This is a genomic window from Streptococcus sp. SPS1 (assembly GCF_030439915.1).
In the GTDB taxonomy this organism is placed as follows: domain Bacteria; phylum Bacillota; class Bacilli; order Lactobacillales; family Streptococcaceae; genus Streptococcus.
The window spans coordinates 286,190-301,292 of record NZ_JAQFJG010000001.1 but is presented as its reverse complement, the minus strand read 5'-3'; the positions used below and the strand labels follow the sequence as shown (position 1 = coordinate 301,292).

General features: G+C 41.4%; 22 protein-coding genes. 7 read left to right on the top strand and 15 right to left on the bottom strand.

Translation table 11 applies throughout. The annotated features are described in order from the left end of the window. On the top strand, positions 1-807 hold the full coding sequence (locus PCY12_RS01520; protein WP_301351195.1) for a 16S rRNA (uracil(1498)-N(3))-methyltransferase: 807 nt from the start codon (positions 1-3) through the stop codon (positions 805-807). Next, positions 756-2,552 carry an oligoendopeptidase F gene (gene pepF / locus PCY12_RS01515; protein ID WP_301351194.1) on the top strand — a complete coding sequence of 599 codons (1,797 nt, stop codon included), beginning with the start codon at positions 756-758 and terminating at the stop codon, positions 2,550-2,552. The genes PCY12_RS01520 and pepF overlap by 52 nt, the downstream gene beginning before the upstream one ends. 168 nt (positions 2,553-2,720) lie before the next feature. Here the strand turns inward: pepF and PCY12_RS01510 are convergent, their stop codons facing one another. Continuing rightward, the gene (locus PCY12_RS01510) at positions 2,721-3,110 is read right to left on the bottom strand and encodes a nuclear transport factor 2 family protein (protein ID WP_261024958.1); all 390 of its coding nucleotides are present in this window, start codon (positions 3,108-3,110) and stop codon (positions 2,721-2,723) included. A 149-nt stretch (positions 3,111-3,259) separates the two neighbouring features. Between PCY12_RS01510 and PCY12_RS01505 the strand changes: the two genes are divergently transcribed. Together PCY12_RS01505 and PCY12_RS01500 are read left to right on the top strand one after the other, a co-directional pair. Beyond that, the gene (locus tag PCY12_RS01505) at positions 3,260-3,592 is read left to right on the top strand and encodes a helix-turn-helix domain-containing protein (RefSeq protein ID WP_301351193.1); all 333 of its coding nucleotides are present in this window, start codon (positions 3,260-3,262) and stop codon (positions 3,590-3,592) included. 11 nt (positions 3,593-3,603) lie between these two features. After that, on the top strand, positions 3,604-4,395 hold the full coding sequence (locus PCY12_RS01500; RefSeq protein ID WP_301351265.1) for a DUF2785 domain-containing protein: 792 nt from the start codon (positions 3,604-3,606) through the stop codon (positions 4,393-4,395). Between the two features lie 107 nt (positions 4,396-4,502). Here PCY12_RS01500 and PCY12_RS01495 read toward each other — a convergent pair whose 3' ends face one another. Next, positions 4,503-5,267, bottom strand: a complete 765-nt coding sequence (locus PCY12_RS01495) for a (S)-acetoin forming diacetyl reductase (RefSeq protein ID WP_267240727.1) — start codon at positions 5,265-5,267, stop codon at positions 4,503-4,505. Between the two features lie 254 nt (positions 5,268-5,521). Here PCY12_RS01495 and PCY12_RS01490 point away from each other — a divergent pair, with 254 nt between their 5' ends. After that, positions 5,522-6,190 carry an aquaporin gene (locus PCY12_RS01490; protein WP_301351192.1) on the top strand — a complete coding sequence of 223 codons (669 nt, stop codon included), beginning with the start codon at positions 5,522-5,524 and terminating at the stop codon, positions 6,188-6,190. Between the two features lie 84 nt (positions 6,191-6,274). On the opposite strand, the gene PCY12_RS01485 is transcribed toward PCY12_RS01490, so the two are convergent. The 8 genes from PCY12_RS01485 to PCY12_RS01450 all read right to left on the bottom strand — a co-directional run bounded on the left by PCY12_RS01485 (position 6,275) and on the right by PCY12_RS01450 (position 9,957). Further along, on the bottom strand, positions 6,275-6,397 hold the full coding sequence (locus PCY12_RS01485) for a hypothetical protein (protein ID WP_301351191.1): 123 nt from the start codon (positions 6,395-6,397) through the stop codon (positions 6,275-6,277). 11 nt (positions 6,398-6,408) lie between these two features. Continuing rightward, on the bottom strand, positions 6,409-6,900 hold the full coding sequence (gene queF, locus PCY12_RS01480; RefSeq protein ID WP_000082587.1) for a preQ(1) synthase: 492 nt from the start codon (positions 6,898-6,900) through the stop codon (positions 6,409-6,411). Between the two features lie 18 nt (positions 6,901-6,918). Beyond that, the gene (gene queE / locus PCY12_RS01475) at positions 6,919-7,635 is read right to left on the bottom strand and encodes a 7-carboxy-7-deazaguanine synthase QueE (RefSeq protein WP_301351190.1); all 717 of its coding nucleotides are present in this window, start codon (positions 7,633-7,635) and stop codon (positions 6,919-6,921) included. Continuing rightward, positions 7,628-8,071: a 6-carboxytetrahydropterin synthase QueD gene (gene queD, locus PCY12_RS01470; protein ID WP_000464573.1), complete on the bottom strand. Its 444-nt coding sequence runs from the start codon at positions 8,069-8,071 to the stop codon at positions 7,628-7,630. The genes queE and queD overlap by 8 nt, the downstream gene beginning before the upstream one ends. Beyond that, entirely contained in the window at positions 8,071-8,724 is a 654-nt protein-coding gene (gene queC / locus PCY12_RS01465; RefSeq protein WP_301351189.1) for a 7-cyano-7-deazaguanine synthase QueC, read from the bottom strand. The genes queD and queC overlap by 1 nt, the downstream gene beginning before the upstream one ends. A 201-nt stretch (positions 8,725-8,925) precedes the next feature. Continuing rightward, entirely contained in the window at positions 8,926-9,240 is a 315-nt protein-coding gene (gene trxA, locus PCY12_RS01460) for a thioredoxin (RefSeq protein ID WP_001029581.1), read from the bottom strand. Positions 9,241-9,255: 15 nt separating this feature from the next. Then, positions 9,256-9,477, bottom strand: a complete 222-nt coding sequence (locus tag PCY12_RS01455) for a DUF4649 family protein (protein WP_000570256.1) — start codon at positions 9,475-9,477, stop codon at positions 9,256-9,258. Between the two features lie 99 nt (positions 9,478-9,576). Continuing rightward, on the bottom strand, positions 9,577-9,957 hold the full coding sequence (locus tag PCY12_RS01450; RefSeq protein ID WP_301351188.1) for a MarR family transcriptional regulator: 381 nt from the start codon (positions 9,955-9,957) through the stop codon (positions 9,577-9,579). A gap of 283 nt (positions 9,958-10,240) precedes the next feature. On the opposite strand from PCY12_RS01450, the gene PCY12_RS01445 reads away from it, so the two are divergent. Together PCY12_RS01445 and PCY12_RS01440 are read left to right on the top strand one after the other, a co-directional pair. After that, positions 10,241-10,615, top strand: coding sequence for a CidA/LrgA family protein (locus tag PCY12_RS01445; RefSeq protein WP_000781322.1), 375 nt, complete (start codon positions 10,241-10,243; stop codon positions 10,613-10,615). After that, on the top strand, positions 10,612-11,307 hold the full coding sequence (locus PCY12_RS01440; RefSeq protein ID WP_001288952.1) for an LrgB family protein: 696 nt from the start codon (positions 10,612-10,614) through the stop codon (positions 11,305-11,307). The genes PCY12_RS01445 and PCY12_RS01440 overlap by 4 nt, the downstream gene beginning before the upstream one ends. A gap of 28 nt (positions 11,308-11,335) precedes the next feature. Here PCY12_RS01440 and PCY12_RS01435 read toward each other — a convergent pair whose 3' ends face one another. The 5 genes from PCY12_RS01435 to PCY12_RS01415 all read right to left on the bottom strand — a co-directional run bounded on the left by PCY12_RS01435 (position 11,336) and on the right by PCY12_RS01415 (position 15,054). Further along, positions 11,336-11,458, bottom strand: coding sequence for a chlorohydrolase (locus tag PCY12_RS01435; RefSeq protein WP_261196725.1), 123 nt, complete (start codon positions 11,456-11,458; stop codon positions 11,336-11,338). Between the two features lie 60 nt (positions 11,459-11,518). Beyond that, positions 11,519-13,066 carry an ABC transporter ATP-binding protein gene (locus PCY12_RS01430; protein WP_301351187.1) on the bottom strand — a complete coding sequence of 516 codons (1,548 nt, stop codon included), beginning with the start codon at positions 13,064-13,066 and terminating at the stop codon, positions 11,519-11,521. 138 nt (positions 13,067-13,204) lie between these two features. Then, positions 13,205-13,972: a hypothetical protein gene (locus PCY12_RS01425; RefSeq protein ID WP_301351186.1), complete on the bottom strand. Its 768-nt coding sequence runs from the start codon at positions 13,970-13,972 to the stop codon at positions 13,205-13,207. A gap of 16 nt (positions 13,973-13,988) precedes the next feature. Continuing rightward, positions 13,989-14,684 carry an ABC transporter ATP-binding protein gene (locus PCY12_RS01420; protein WP_050073389.1) on the bottom strand — a complete coding sequence of 232 codons (696 nt, stop codon included), beginning with the start codon at positions 14,682-14,684 and terminating at the stop codon, positions 13,989-13,991. Between the two features lie 4 nt (positions 14,685-14,688). Continuing rightward, entirely contained in the window at positions 14,689-15,054 is a 366-nt protein-coding gene (locus PCY12_RS01415; RefSeq protein WP_000119147.1) for a GntR family transcriptional regulator, read from the bottom strand. Positions 15,055-15,103 lie beyond the last annotated feature (49 nt).

Below are 15,103 nucleotides of genomic sequence, written 5' to 3'. Positions count from 1 at the left end.
ATGCAGCAGTATTTTGTAAAAGGCAGTGCTATCTCTCCTGTCACCATCGAGGACAAGGAAACCAGCAAGCATATGTTTCAGGTTATGCGCTTGAAAGAAGACGATGAGGTGACTTTAGTCTTTGATGATGGCATTAAACGTTTGGCGCGCGTGCTGGATGTGGAAACTCGTCAGTTTGAGTTGGTCCAAGAATTAACTGACAATGTAGAACTACCAATCCAAGTGACCATAGCATCAGGTTTTCCCAAGGGAGACAAGCTGGAGTTTATTACTCAGAAAGTAACAGAACTAGGCGCTAGCCAAATCTGGGCCTTTCCTGCCGATTGGTCCGTTGCTAAGTGGGATGGCAAGAAATTGGGTAAAAAGGTTGAAAAACTAGAAAAAATTGCCCTTGGAGCAGCAGAACAAAGCAAGCGTAATGTTGTTCCAAGTATCAAGCTTTTCGAGAAAAAATCAGACTTTCTAGTCCAACTAGACCAATTTGACTCTATCATAGTAGCCTATGAAGAGTCGGCCAAAGAAGGAGAAACTGCTGCGCTCTTACAAGCGGTCTCTGGTCTTGAAAAAGGAGCCAAACTGCTCTTTATCTTTGGTCCAGAAGGTGGTCTGTCACCTGCAGAAATTGAGAGTTTTGAAGCTAAGGGAGCAGTCTTGGCAGGACTTGGCCCTCGTATCTTGCGAGCAGAAACAGCACCACTTTACGCCTTATCAGCCCTTAGTGTTTTATTAGAATTAGAGAAAATAAGAGGAAGAAAATGGAACAAAAACACCGTTCAGAATTTCCAGAGAAGGAACTTTGGGATTTAACGGCCCTATACCAAGATCGTGAAGATTTCTTGCGTGCGATCGAGAAGGCTCGAGAAGACATCAATCAATTTAGCCGTGATCACAAGGGTAATCTTCATACTTTTGAGGATTTTGAAAAAGCCTTTGCGGAATTGGAACAAATCTACATTCAGATGAGCCATATTGGAAACTATGGCTTTATGCCTCAGACGACAGATTATAGCAATGACGAATTTGCTAATATCGCCCAAGCTGGGATGGAATTTGAAACAGATGCCAGTGTAGCTCTTACCTTCTTTGACGATGCCTTGGTGGCAGCAGATGAGGAAGTCTTGGATCGTTTGGGTGAGCTGCCACATTTGACTGCAGCCATTCGTCAGGCAAAAATCAAAAAAGCCCACTATCTAGGGGCTGATGTGGAGAAGTCCTTGACCAATCTTGGTGAAGTTTTCTACAGTCCGCAGGATATTTACACTAAGATGCGAGCTGGGGATTTCGAAATGGCTGACTTTGAAGCTCATGGCAAGACCTACAAAAACAGCTTTGTGACCTATGAGAATTTCTACCAAAACCATGAGGACGCTGAGGTTCGTGAGAAATCTTTCCGTTCCTTCTCAGAAGGTCTTCGTAAGCACCAAAATACGGCTGCAGCAGCCTATCTAGCCCAAGTCAAGTCTGAAAAACTACTGGCAGATATGAAGGGTTACGACTCAGTCTTTGATTATCTTCTGGCTGAACAAGAAGTGGACCGTGCCATGTTTGACCGCCAGATTGACCTCATCATGAAGGATTTTGCGCCCGTTGCTCAGAGATACCTCAAGCATGTTGCCAAGGTAAATGGTCTTGAAAAGATGACCTTTGCAGACTGGAAATTGGATTTGGATAGTGCCCTCAATCCTGAAGTGACCATTGACGACGCCTATGATTTGGTCATGAAGTCAGTAGAACCTTTGGGGCAAGAATATTGTCAGGAAGTTGCTCGCTATCAAGAAGAGCGCTGGGTGGACTTTGCTGCCAATAGTGGTAAGGATTCTGGTGGTTATGCGGCGGACCCATATCGCGTGCATCCTTATGTCCTCATGAGCTGGACAGGTCGTTTGAGCGATGTCTATACCTTGATTCATGAAATCGGTCATTCTGGTCAATTCATCTTTTCAGATAATCACCAGAGCTACTTTAATGCCCACATGTCGACCTACTATGTTGAAGCGCCTTCGACCTTCAATGAATTGCTTCTCAGTGATTACTTGGAGCACCAGTCTGACGACCCTCGTCAAAAACGCTTCGCTCTTGCTCACCGCTTGACAGACACCTACTTCCATAACTTTATCACTCACCTTTTGGAAGCAGCCTTCCAGCGTAAGGTTTATACATTGATTGAAGAAGGAGAAACCTTTGGGGCAAGCAAACTCAACAGCATTATGAAGGAAGTTTTGACGGATTTCTGGGGAGATGCTATTGAAATCGACGACGATGCAGCTCTGACTTGGATGCGCCAAGCTCACTACTACATGGGCTTGTATAGTTACACTTACTCAGCAGGACTAGTTATCTCGACAGCTGGTTACCTCCATCTTAAAAACTCTGAGAATGGAGCTGAAGACTGGCTCAATCTCCTCAAATCAGGTGGTAGCAAGACACCGCTTGAGTCAGCCATGATTATCGGAGCCGATATTTCAACAGACAAACCACTCCGTGATACCATTCAATTCTTGTCAGACACGGTTGACCAGATTATCGCCTACAGTGCCCAGTTGGGAGAGTAAATTAAAAGAGTCTGGGACAAAAGTTTAACTTTAAATATAAAAAGCGAACAAAACGAGTTATCTGACACTCAGAATTCTGTCTTGTTAGCTTTTTTTCTAATCTATCGATTTTAAAAATTTATAATAAAGAATTCCTAAAATCAAAATTTTTTGTCCTGGCCTCTTTAATTATCCCCAAAAGCTATCTTCTTCAGCTTGATCTGAAGAGAAGAGCCAAACTTCTTTGATTTTTCCGTCTTCAATACGGAAGAGGTCAATCCCGTTCATATTGAGTTCAGTACCATCAGCACGTGTTCCAAGAAAAGTAACATTAGCTGCGACAAAATCCTTATTGTCAGAAACCCAATTTGTTACCACCTTAAAGGTTCCATTAGTTTTCTCAGCAAATGTAGCCAAGTGAGGTCCTAGCTTGTCCTTACCAACAACTGTACCAGATATACTATGAGTACCAGGTTGATGCCAGATAATATCGTCTGCCATCGTTTCAAAGACACCAGGAAAGTCACCAGCAATTAAAGCTTGGTTATAAGCGTTGAAAATTTCTAAGTTTGTTGACATATCTATTCTCCATTTCTTTTTTATGATATAATTGTAACAGTTACAATCTAAAAAACAAGTAGACACTTTTTCGATAGCTAGTATCAAAAGTGGTACTTTTATTGATACTAAAAGATAAATTTTTTAAAAAAATAGAAAGAAGATATTTTATGACAAATAAAGTGAGTGAGTATGGTATTTGTCCATTTGCGACAACGCAGAGGGTTTTAACGGGGAAATGGGCACTGGTAATCATTTATCAGTTGAGTACGGGTACTAAACGATTTAAAGAATTGCAGAGATTATTGCCTGGGATTACTCAAACTATTTTGACCCGTCATCTCCGTCAATTAGAAAAGGATAAGATTGTTCAACGAAAGGTCTATGCCGAAGTTCCCCCACGAGTTGAGTACAGCTTAACTGAAATGGGGCAGGAATTCAGAATTGTTTTAGATGCTGTCGAGAAATGGGGTCTAGATTATATCAAGTTGCTAGAAATGTAGAGGTATTGACCATGTATCAAGAGTTACTTAGAAAAATAGCAGAAGAAAAACCAAGTTATCATCAGGAGGAAATCCAGTGGTTACTTGATTATTTGGGAGATCCTTCTCCAGAAATTCGTGATGACCTTGTTTTTACAACCTTTGCTAGGGGGATTCAGGAAGAGCTATTTACACAGGAACAATTTCATTTCATTGCTGAGGTTGTCTTAGCTGATGGAGGACTAGACAAAGAGATTGATAAGGTAGGCTTGTCAACACTTGAACGTTCTTTTAGGGCGCTTATTTATGCAAATCTCTTGTCTGCAGATGCCAACCAGCAATCGATTTTCTATCAGAGACTAAAAGCAGAAATTCGTAATGTCCTTTTAAATCAAGGTTTGTACTATCTTTCAAAAGAAAAGGACACGACAGGTTTTTCAAGTCAGTATGGTTGGGTTCACTCTTTTGCACATGGAGCTGATTTACTGACAGAGGTAGTTTGTCATCCAGACTTTCCTAAAAACAGAATTCATGAAGTATTTGAGATACTTGGCCAACTATTTAAAAGAATTTCGATTCGCTTTACAGATGATGAGGATTGGCGTTTAGCCAGAGTGATCTATGAACCTATTTTACAAGGGAAGTTGGAGCAAGCGACACTAGCCTCTTGGATAAAGTCACTTGATTTCCCGATAGAAGAAAGAGAAGATTTTTATAAACTTTCCAACTTCAGATCCTGTCTGTTGGAAGTCTATGTCCAACTTGACCAGAGAAATAGTTTACAAGATGACTTGAAAGAAGCTATCCAGTCTTTTCAATACTAGGGATAAGCTAATATTGCCTATTGAGAGAGTTTCTATTGTATCCTTCTAACTAATAATGAAGACTAATAAAAGAGGTTGAATCATTTTCCAACCTCTTTTTGTGTATCTTAATGGAATTGCATACCACCATCAACGATAATGGTTTGTCCTGTAATGTAGTTTGAATCTGGTCCTGCAAGGAAGCTGACAGCAGCAGCCACATCTTCTGGTTCAGATAGACGTTTTAGAGTAATATCTTTTGCAAATGTCTGCATACCCCACTCGTCATCTTTTCCTGCATTTTTACCAACTTCATGAGCGATGTCGTACATCATTGGTGTTTTCACAATACCTGGTGCGTAGGCGTTAACAGTGATTCCTGAGTCTGCTAGATCACGTGCTAATGTTTGCGTAATTCCACGAACAGCAAATTTGGTTCCACCATAAACAGTTAGATTTGGATTGCCGACTACACCGGCTTGAGAAGTTGCGTTGATAATTTTACCTCCGTGGCCAAGTGCTTTAAATTGCGCTTGTGCAGCTTGTGAACCCCAAATGACACCACCAACGTTGATACCGAAAGTGCGTGTAAATTGTTCCTCAGTAATTGTATCAAGAGGAGTAGTTGGAGCAACACCAGCGTTATTTACGACAACATTCAAATCACCAAAATGGTCAACAACCTTTTGAAATGCTTGTGAAACTTCGGCCTGTTTCGAAACATCGGCCACGACAGCGAAGGCATTTTCAGCTGATAATTCTGCAACAGCTTTTTCAGCTGTTTCTGGATTGTAGTCTAAGACTCCTACCTTAAATCCATCTTGAACCAATCGTTTTGCGATTGCAAAACCGATTCCTTGACCTGCACCTGTGACAATAGCAACTTTAGACATATGATTCCTCCTTGGTATCCACGATACCATTCAAACGTTCATAAAAGAACAGCAAAGTTGTAAAAATTAGTTCAAATTAGGGACTGAATAACATATCTGAACTATGTTAATAGTATATACCTTTAGAAAAAATGTTTCAAATAAACACTACCGTTTTTATAGAATTTTATCCTGAAAATTTCCAAACAATTTTCTTGAAACCCTTTCCTTCTTTTGATAGACTAGTATCTAGTTTTTAAAAAAGGAGAAAGAAAATGAAAAAATTTGTTGCTGAGTTAATCGGTACTTTCATGCTTGTGTTCGTTGGGACTGGAGCTGTTGTTTTTGGAAATGGTCTTGAAGGTCTTGGTCACCTTGGAATTGCCTTTGCCTTTGGTCTGGCAATCGTAGTTGCAGCCTACTCAATCGGAACTGTTTCAGGTGCTCACTTGAACCCAGCGGTTTCGATTGCTATGTTTGTAAACAAACGTTTGTCATCTTCAGAGCTTGTAAACTACATCCTTGGACAAGTAGTTGGAGCTTTCATCGCTTCTGGTGCTGTCTTCTTCCTCTTGGCTAATTCAGGTATGTCAACTGCTAGTCTTGGTGAAAATGCCTTGGCAAACGGTGTCACTGTCTTTGGTGGATTCTTGTTTGAAGTCATCGCAACTTTCTTGTTTGTCTTGGTTATCATGACTGTGACTTCAGCAAGCAAGGGAAATGGCGCGATTGCTGGTTTGGTAATCGGTTTGTCCTTGATGGCTATGATTCTTGTTGGATTGAACATTACTGGACTTTCAGTAAACCCAGCTCGTAGCTTGGCACCAGCTGTCTTGGTAGGTGGCGCAGCCCTTCAACAAGTTTGGATTTTCATCCTTGCGCCCATCGTTGGTGGTGTTCTTGCAGCTCTTGTTGCGAAAAACTTCCTTGGAACAGAAGAATAATTGAAACTCAAAAAGCCTTGCTCCTCATCTCGAGGAACAGGGCTTTTTTCGTATTATACTCTTCGAAAATCTCTTCAAACCACGTCAGCTTCCATCTGAAACCTCAAAATAGTATTTTGAGCTGACTTCGTCGGTCTTATCTACAACCTCAAAGCAGTGCTTTGAGCAGCCTGCAGCTAGCTTCCTAGTTTGCTTTTTGATTTTCATTGAGTATGAGTTTAACGGTTGTCAATTTTCTCTGGATAAAGGTCGTGTTGGAAGAGGCGTTGTTCTGCCAAGCCTTCATACTTAGTTCCAGGCTTACCGTAGTTGTAGTAGGGATCGATTGAGATGCCACCGCGCGGAGTGAATTTTCCCCAGACCTCTAAATAGCGAGGGTCTAGCAAGTTGACCAAGTCTTTCCCGATGGTGTTGATACAGTTTTCGTGGAAATCTCCGTGGTTTCGGTAACTAAAGAGGTAGAGTTTGAGGGATTTTGACTCGACACAGAGCTTGTCAGGTATGTAGGAAATATAGATAGTTGCAAAGTCTGGCTGAGCAGTGATTGGGCAAAGTGAGGTAAATTCAGGACAGTTAAATTTGATGAAATAGTCATTTTCCACATGACGATTGTCAAAGGATTCGAGGACTTCTGGTTGATACTCGAAAATGTAGTTGGTTTCTTTGTTGCCGAGGAGGCTTAGGTTTTTCATTTCTTCTTGTTGTGACATGATTTTTTCTTTCTAATCTTAAACACCACGTTGATTATCGTAGAGGAGGGTATGGAGTTGAGGAAGGACGCGGACATTGCCCCAGCTATCGTCAGTAGCGATGCGTTCCCAGAGTTCTTTGAGGCGGTCCAGTTGGTCTTGGACAATATTGCCTCTAGCCTTGGGCTCAGGATTTCCAGCTGATAAGAAAAGGACATCTGGTTGGTAGCGTTCTTGAATCCCTTTGGCAAAGGCCAAATCGGCATCATCAAAGACAGGGATTTTAAAGGTGACCTTATCTGGATCCAGTTGAGAAACGATAAAGTCCAAGGTCTCAAAGTTGACTTCCATCTTGGATGAAGGAGGTTTTGGACTCAGAGTAACCTGGTCGATGTCTTTTAACCAATTTTGCCAGCGGGAGCCTTGGGTTTCAACAGCTAGAGTGACACCGCGTTCCTTGAGTTTGGTGACCAGTTCAGCCATGTTGGCTGCTAGGATAGCAGGATTTCCCCCAGATAGGGTTACATAATCGTAGCTCCCTAATTTATCCAAGGCAGCAATGACTTCGTCAGCAGTCATACGAGTTGGCTTTTCAGAACCATCCCAAGTAAAGGCAGAATCGCACCAGTCGCAGTGGTAGTCGCAACCAGCAGTGCGGACAAACATGGTTTTCTGCCCAATAGCACGACCTTCACCTTGAAAGGTCGGACCAAAAATTTCCAGAACTGGTAGTTTAAGGACACGTTCCCTAGTCATCTAACCACTCCCGTCTAAACTCCGCAAAGGCAGTCGGAGTCTCATAGAGGCGAACGTATTCCAAACGGAGACCGCGTTCGTCTGGCAACTCTTGGTTCATGGTTTGGAAAATCCAGTAAACCATATTTTCAGCAGTCGTATTCATATAGGGCAGGGTCTCATTGAGATAGCGATGATCCAAGTGGGGCTCTAAGTAGTTCTTGTAGATAGCTTTGATGTCTCCAAAATCGTAGGTCATGCCACGTTCATCTAAAAATCCACTGACAGCAATCTGCAGATGATAGGTGTGGCCATGAAGGGATTTGCATTTTCCCTCGTAGTGAAAAAGGTGGTGGGCAGCGTCAAAGGTAAATTCTTTTGATACCAAGGTTCTGTGAGGATTGTAGACAAGAGACTCCCCGGTTTCCTGTTTGATTTCTTTGGGTGCAAAAAACATTAGTCCCCTCCTTTCTGTGAGAGATAAACATCTAGGCCATGTTGACGTAGGTGGCAGGCTGGGCAATCTCCACAGCCGCTTCCGATAATTCCATTGTAGCAGGTTAAGGTCTTCTCACGAACATAGTCAAAGGCACCGAGTTGGTCGGCTAATTCCCAAGTTTCAGCCTTGTCCAGCCACATGAGAGGTGTTTGGATAACGAAGTCGTAATCCATGGCAAGGTTGAGGGTAACATTAAGGGATTTGACAAAGACATCTCGACAATCGGGGTAGCCTGAGAAGTCTGTCTCGCAGACACCTGTCACGATATCTTTAATACCTCGTTGCTTAGCAAGGACTGCCGCAAAGGATAGAAAGAGGTGGTTGCGACCGTCAACAAAGGTATTAGGCACCTCTCCCTCTTTTTGCTCAATCTCTAGATCAGAAGTCAAGGCATTTTCAGTGATTTGCCCCAGCAGAGACATATCTAGTATATGATGACGAATCCCCTGTTCCTTAGCGATTTCTCTAGCAACTTGAATTTCGATATGGTGGCGTTGGCCGTAGGCAAAGGTGACAGCTTCGACTGTTTCATAGTGTTCTTTAGCCCAAAAGAGGCAGGTTGTAGAATCTTGACCGCCACTAAAGACGACCAAGGCTGATTGACGTTTCATAGTACTCCTTCCAAAATGGGAAATGTTCAGAGCACGCAAAAAGCTCCCATGAGGGAGCTAAAAAATACCAAATCGAGGTTTTTTTTAGCGATGGCATGTCCCAAACATCGTAATATTCTACTTACAGTCTAGCATATTTTTTGAAAAATGGCAAAGGCCAAGAAAAAAGAGACCAAAGTAAATACTTGGTCTCTAGTGTGATTAGCTCAATTCAGCAACGATGGCCTTGATTTGTTCTGCTGTGTGAACACCAGCAACTTGTTTGACTACTTGGCCGTCTTTTTTGAAGAGAAGAGTTGGGATAGACATGATTCCAAAAGCACGAGCTGTGTTTGGATTTTCATCAACGTCCATTTTAACGATTTTCAAAACATCTTCTGAAAGTTCTTCAGACAATTTGTCCAAGATTGGACCTTGCATACGACATGGACCACACCAAGTTGCCCAGAAGTCTACTAAGACCAAACCGTCTTTTGTTTCTTGTTCGAATGTTGCATCTGTAATTGCTTTTGCCATTGTATTTCTCCTTTTTTAGTTATATTGGCTTAAATCTTGTTTCATGAGATAGAAAAAGACATCTCCATAAGTCCCATGGTAGTCCAAATCATGACCATTGTAGGTTAATTTTTGGACGGGGTAGTAGTCTGCGACGCCGATAAGGCAAGCTTGTTGTGAACGATCAAAGTCTTCATAAGATTCGAAAGTTACAGTTCTTTCGTTCTTGCTGGCATCTAGATAGGTAATTTCAATCATGTTTAAAACTCCTTTGTTTAATGATGACTTTATTTTACTCCTTGTAAAAGAGAATGTCAAGAAAAATGATTGCGCACGCAACTTTTTTAAAAAATCATCTTAAATCAAGAAATCCAAACTAGTTTCCAAGCTTTCTTCGACAGCTTTCTGTAGAGAGGCCAGTGTCTTTTGCCCATCACCTGTCAGGCAGATAAAACTAGAGCGTCTATCTTGATCACAACACCTGCGACTAAGTAGACCGCAATTTTTGGCTTCCAAGCGAGCCACCATCCGAGAAACAGCGCTCGGACTCAGGTGAAGTTTATCTGGCAGATCAATCTGGCGTAGAGATTTTTCTTGGGCCAAGTCCAGATAGTAGAGCAGGTAGAACTCTTTCAAGGTCAGACTTTGCTCGCTCTGCTGGGCAATAGTCTCTTCCAAGCGAGTCTCGATTTCTTTCTGACGCCGATTGAAGTCAAACCATTTTTCCAAATAGGTCATAGTATCTCCTTTCTTTTTAGAGTTGTAAATAGAAGAAAGTCCATTTACGGACAGTCTCTGCATCACAAGATGATTGCGCATGCAATAATTATACTACTTTTAAATCAAGCTGGCAAGAAGGACGCTGGAATATTTTATCCTAAATCATGCCTGTTTTCACAAGTCAAGAATTGTTTGTATCCCCTTTCCATATCTAATTTTCATTATCCCTTGTGCATTTCCTTGAAATTTTCTGAAAAAAGAGTAAACTGGTATGCAAGAAGTCTATTTCGTGGAGTATAGGATGAAATTATATGTTCAATTAATGATTCTCTTTGTGATTTCTCTAATCGGAGAGGGGATCTCTAGTTTCTTTCATTTGCCCATACCAGGCAGTATTATCGGTTTGATTATTCTTTTTCTAGCCCTACAATTCAAGTGGCTGAGAACTAGGCATGTCAACATGGTTGGGAATTTCTTGCTGGCCAATATGACCATTCTCTTTTTGCCGCCAGCAGTGGGAATTATGGAGAAGTTTGATGTGATTGCTCCCTATCTTTTGCCAATTGTTTTGATTATCTTTTTTGCAGCTGTTATCAATATTATCCTCATAGCCTTGGTAGTTCAGTTTATCAAACGACGGTTTGAGGGAGATTATGAGAAAGGAGATGCCAAATGAGTGAATTTGTTTCCAATCCCCTGTTTGGACTTGCCCTATCAATCCTAGCTTATCTAGTAGGAATGCTGATTTACAGACGTTTTCCCCATCCATTGACAACGCCCTTGCTTTTGTCAGCTGTTTTCATTATCATCTTTCTAAAAGTGACGGGTATTTCTTACCAAGATTACTACCAAGGTGGGGTTTATCTGAACAACTTGATTGTCCCATCGACCGTGGCTCTAGGGATTCCGCTTTATAAGAGTTTTCACTTGATGAAGCACCATGCTCGGAGTATTCTCTTTGGTAGTTTGTTAGCGGTAGTGGTCAATACATCTTTCACGGCCCTTGTGGCGAAAATATTTGGCATGGACTTTTTCCTAGCCATTTCTCTCTTTCCTAAGTCAGTGACAACCGCCATGGCAGTAGGAATTACAGAAAAATTGCAAGGTCTGACCACTGTGACCTTGGTGGTAGTAGTGGCAACTGGGATTTTAACCAGTGTCATCGGACCAACACTTTTGAAGTGGTTGAAAATAGATGATCCAGTAGCTGTTGGTCTTTCTCTTGGAGGAACAGGCCACGCAGTCGGAACGGGAACAGCCTTTCGATATGGCTCTGTAGCAGGAGCCATGGGTGGTTTGGCTATCGGTGTCACCGGTATTCTCTATGTCTTTGTCAGCCCTATTGTAGCCAGTTTAATATTGAGTTAATACTCTTCGAAAATCTCTTCAAACCGCGTCAACTTCCATCTGCAACCTCAAAACAGTATTTTGAGCTGACTTCGTCAGTTCTATCCACAACCTCAAAACTCTGTTTTGAGCAACCTGCGGCTAGTTTTCTAGTTTGCTCTTTGATTTTCATTGAGTATAAAAAGCAAGGAATTCGGGTTCCTTGCTTTTTCAAATCGTATGTTATAGACTATCACTTTTCTTTGCTTAAGTGAATGACTTGGTCATAGTGTTTTAAGTCTTCTTCCGTGTAGTGGTGAATGACTTCAATGACTGTTTGAGGTAGGGAGAAGAGCAAGTCGCTAATTTTTCTGCTATTTTCCAAGTCAAGATTGGCCTTAATCTCATCGGCTAAGATGAGTTGGCTATCATGGTAGAGGGCGCGAGCGATTTCTAGGCGTTGTTTCTCGCCACCAGACAGACTATCATTGCTGAGCGTTCGATTTTTCAAATGTTCTAATCCTGTTTTTTTGAGGATATGATTTAAAGTATCTGGATTTTTATCCAGTCCTAGAAGGATATTGTCGTCCAGAGATAGCGTGTCAAAGTAATGGCTATCTTGGAGGATATAGGAACTAAAGCTTGTGATTTCTTGACGTGACAGGTTTTGACCAGCAAAGCTAATCTGTCCACTTGTTGGTGTCTCTTCTCCATGGATGATATTGAGCAGGGTTGTTTTACCAGAGCCACTTTCCCCGATAATGGCGATTTTTTCTCCTTGCTTGATGTGTATGGAAATCGGAGATAAGAGGATATTCCCATCTTTTTCTAAGGAGATGCTGTTAAGTTGGATAGGGAAAATGTTTTCTATACTTCTAGGCGAGATGGAGTCAGACTGGTTCAGGAGTTTTTGGTATTTGTTGAGAAGAGTTCGATTCGCTTTTCGGGTGTTGGTAAAGTAAGCCAACTCTTGGAATTGATAGCCGATATTATGGGAAACTAGATAGATGGCCACAAAACTCGCCGCATCTAAATAATTATAGTAGGTCATAAAGCCACCGATGACGATTGGTGTGACAGAACAAAAGGCATCGATGCTATTGATCAAGAGACTGTTTAAAGTTCGTTGTTTTTCATAGTTGATTTCGGCATCCAAACTGGTTTGTAATTGCTTTTGATAGCGAGCAAAAAAGTAGTCTTGCCCCTGATAATGGCGAATTTGTTGGCTACCGCCAATAAAATTTGTCAAGCTTGCTAAGTAGTTTTGGTTAACAGTGGACCGCTTTTCAGAAAGTGAGTCCAAACGCTTTGATCCGATAGCACTACAGAGGACAGGAAAGGAGTAGAAGATGATGAAAATCAAGCCCAGGTAAAAATTGGTCCATAAGGCATAGAGAATGGACACAGTTGTGAAGCCAAGAGAAGAAATGATGATGACCGTTGGCTCAATATAGCTTTCTTCTACTTGCTTGACGTCGTTTTCTAGGTCAGACAAAATATCCTTTTCATCAATCTCATAACTGTTTAAAAATCGCTTGAAAATAGCACTCTTGATTCCATATTTGAAATCAGTAATCAAACGAGCGTAGTAATAGCGTTTCCCAGCCAAGCCTAGTAAGAGGATAAGATTACCAAGGATTCCTAGAATCAATACTTTCCAAAGAAGGCCTAGTTCTTGATTGGTAAAACTGGCAACAATATTCTGAACAAGGGCTGGCGTGATAATTGCTTCCAGCCAAGTAATGGTAATAGAAAAGAAGTAAAGTACGAGGTGCTTCTTGGTAACAAATCTTCTCAGCATAAAGAGTTGCCCTCCTTATCGATATACATGTAATTAGTTTTAAAGTCATTATACTCCTTTTTATTAAATACTTCATATAAAAATGTAAGTCCTGAGAACGAAAAAAGTCTAGCGAGTTATTGTCGCTAGACTTTAAAACTATTGCAAATTAACCTTGTTTCTCAAGATGTAGTAGGTTCCGAGGTAAAAGATAGCTATGAAAATGAGTTCTTCAACAATGGCTATACCTGCTCCCATATAGAAATGGTCATTGAGTCCTACAAGTGAATTGACATAGAAATTAGAACTAAGATTGAAGAAAAGTTCAATAAATCCAATGACGATTTGGATACCAATGTAGGCTGCAACAGCGAGTGCTGTACGGTATTCATTGAAAAGCTGTCCAATGGAAATAGCCAAGTAGATGCAGAGGATACTGGAAATGGTATTTAGTAGGAAGGATATACCTGTAAGAAAGATCTGAGGGAGATGTGTTTCTACAAATGTAATCACATAAGAAAGAGGGATCCATTCTGGAACCGTTATGGTCACAATAATAACAGCACTTAGAGCTAGGACAGCAGTGCTAATCATCGACCAGATAAAGGCACCGACTAGTTTGGCTGTGATGATATGGTGTTCAGAAACTGGCAAGGTCAAAGTCAGATAGCCTTGGCGGTCATAGACACTACCTTTGAAGCGTTTAATGATTAAGAAAAGAGTTGAAATCCCAAGTGTAATCATCAAACCACCAAAGACAGTAGCTAGAAAAACAAGTAAAACAGGTTGACTTTCTTTGACAGGTAGATTGTTATAGGTCTGTGCTTGAAGCCCGATAAGGGCAGAAAGGAAGAGCACGGCAGCGTAAAGGGCTAAATACCACTTGTTAACATTTTTAAATTCGTAGCGAACTAAATTCCAAAACATAAATAATCTCCTTTGCTTAAGCCTTAAATTCCTGACGGAAGAGTTGGTCAATGGATTCACCCGACTCATAGCGAATATCGTCTACATTGCCTTGACGAACGACTTTTCCGTCTTTGAGGAAGACAATTTCATCCAAGATTGGCTCGATATCTGAAATCAAGTGGGTAGAAATCAAAACGGTAGAAGTTGGGGAGTAGTTGTTGATAATGGTATTGAGGATATAATCACGGGCTGCTGGATCCACCCCACCAATGGGTTCGTCTAAAACGTAGAGACGAGCATCACGGCTCATAACCAAAATCAGTTGTACCTTTTCTTTGTTCCCTTTTGATAGTTTCTTGAGACGGCTATTTTCATCAATGCCCAGGTCTGCAAGTAGATGATGGGCGCGTTCAAGATTGAAATCTTTATAGAAGGTCTTGAAGTAGGTTAGGGCTTCTTTGACCTTCATTTGCTCATTGAGATAGGTCGTATCTGGCAAATAAGCTACGATGGCCTTGGTTGCTGGGCTTGGGTCCATATCGTTGATAAGGACGCGTCCTTGATCTGGTTGCAAGAGGCCATTGATTAGTTTAATCAGGGTTGTTTTCCCTGAGCCGTTTGGACCAAGAAGACCAACGATTTTTCCAGCTGGGATCTCAAGGGAAACATTTTCAAGGGCTGGTGTTGCTCCATATGATTTGGATACATTTTCAAATGCTAGTAATGACATAGGCTTAAACTCCTTTAATATAATCGCCGACTACGCCTGGTAGTTCTTCTTTTTCATAGCCAAAATGGGTCATGGAGGAAACGAAGTGTTCCAATTCTTCTTCGGATAATTGTTTGCGTGATTGGGCGATTAGCTCCTTATCCTCAGTCACAAATCGTCCAGTTGTGCGCTTACTGTAGACAAATCCTTCTCGTTCGAGGTCTGACAAGGCTCTTTGGATGGTGTTTGGATTGACCCCCGCCTCGCTAGCCAGCTCTCGCACGGTTGGAAGTTGTTGATTGGCTTCCAGTGTATGGGAAACAATCTGAAGCTTGATTTTCTCCATAATCTGTAAATAGATGGGTTTTTTGTTGTCAAATGTCCAGGACATCTTGTTCTCCTTTCTTTTATCTTTTTGTCTTAATTAAATAATACAACAA

Coding starts and splice junctions, on each gene's coding strand:
- PCY12_RS01520 (WP_301351195.1), top strand. CDS start 1: ATGCAGCAGTATTTTGTAAAAGGCAGTGCTATCTCTCCTGTCACCATC.
- pepF (WP_301351194.1), top strand. CDS start 756: ATGGAACAAAAACACCGTTCAGAATTTCCAGAGAAGGAACTTTGGGAT.
- PCY12_RS01510 (WP_261024958.1), bottom strand. CDS start 3,110: ATGTCAACAAACTTAGAAATTTTCAACGCTTATAACCAAGCTTTAATT.
- PCY12_RS01505 (WP_301351193.1), top strand. CDS start 3,260: ATGACAAATAAAGTGAGTGAGTATGGTATTTGTCCATTTGCGACAACG.
- PCY12_RS01500 (WP_301351265.1), top strand. CDS start 3,604: ATGTATCAAGAGTTACTTAGAAAAATAGCAGAAGAAAAACCAAGTTAT.
- PCY12_RS01495 (WP_267240727.1), bottom strand. CDS start 5,267: ATGTCTAAAGTTGCTATTGTCACAGGTGCAGGTCAAGGAATCGGTTTT.
- PCY12_RS01490 (WP_301351192.1), top strand. CDS start 5,522: ATGAAAAAATTTGTTGCTGAGTTAATCGGTACTTTCATGCTTGTGTTC.
- PCY12_RS01485 (WP_301351191.1), bottom strand. CDS start 6,397: ATGAAAATCAAAAAGCAAACTAGGAAGCTAGCTGCAGGCTGCTCAAAG.
- queF (WP_000082587.1), bottom strand. CDS start 6,900: ATGTCACAACAAGAAGAAATGAAAAACCTAAGCCTCCTCGGCAACAAA.
- queE (WP_301351190.1), bottom strand. CDS start 7,635: ATGACTAGGGAACGTGTCCTTAAACTACCAGTTCTGGAAATTTTTGGT.
- queD (WP_000464573.1), bottom strand. CDS start 8,071: ATGTTTTTTGCACCCAAAGAAATCAAACAGGAAACCGGGGAGTCTCTT.
- queC (WP_301351189.1), bottom strand. CDS start 8,724: ATGAAACGTCAATCAGCCTTGGTCGTCTTTAGTGGCGGTCAAGATTCT.
- trxA (WP_001029581.1), bottom strand. CDS start 9,240: ATGGCAAAAGCAATTACAGATGCAACATTCGAACAAGAAACAAAAGAC.
- PCY12_RS01455 (WP_000570256.1), bottom strand. CDS start 9,477: ATGATTGAAATTACCTATCTAGATGCCAGCAAGAACGAAAGAACTGTA.
- PCY12_RS01450 (WP_301351188.1), bottom strand. CDS start 9,957: ATGACCTATTTGGAAAAATGGTTTGACTTCAATCGGCGTCAGAAAGAA.
- PCY12_RS01445 (WP_000781322.1), top strand. CDS start 10,241: ATGAAATTATATGTTCAATTAATGATTCTCTTTGTGATTTCTCTAATC.
- PCY12_RS01440 (WP_001288952.1), top strand. CDS start 10,612: ATGAGTGAATTTGTTTCCAATCCCCTGTTTGGACTTGCCCTATCAATC.
- PCY12_RS01435 (WP_261196725.1), bottom strand. CDS start 11,458: ATGAAAATCAAAGAGCAAACTAGAAAACTAGCCGCAGGTTGCTCAAAA.
- PCY12_RS01430 (WP_301351187.1), bottom strand. CDS start 13,066: ATGCTGAGAAGATTTGTTACCAAGAAGCACCTCGTACTTTACTTCTTT.
- PCY12_RS01425 (WP_301351186.1), bottom strand. CDS start 13,972: ATGTTTTGGAATTTAGTTCGCTACGAATTTAAAAATGTTAACAAGTGG.
- PCY12_RS01420 (WP_050073389.1), bottom strand. CDS start 14,684: ATGTCATTACTAGCATTTGAAAATGTATCCAAATCATATGGAGCAACA.
- PCY12_RS01415 (WP_000119147.1), bottom strand. CDS start 15,054: ATGTCCTGGACATTTGACAACAAAAAACCCATCTATTTACAGATTATG.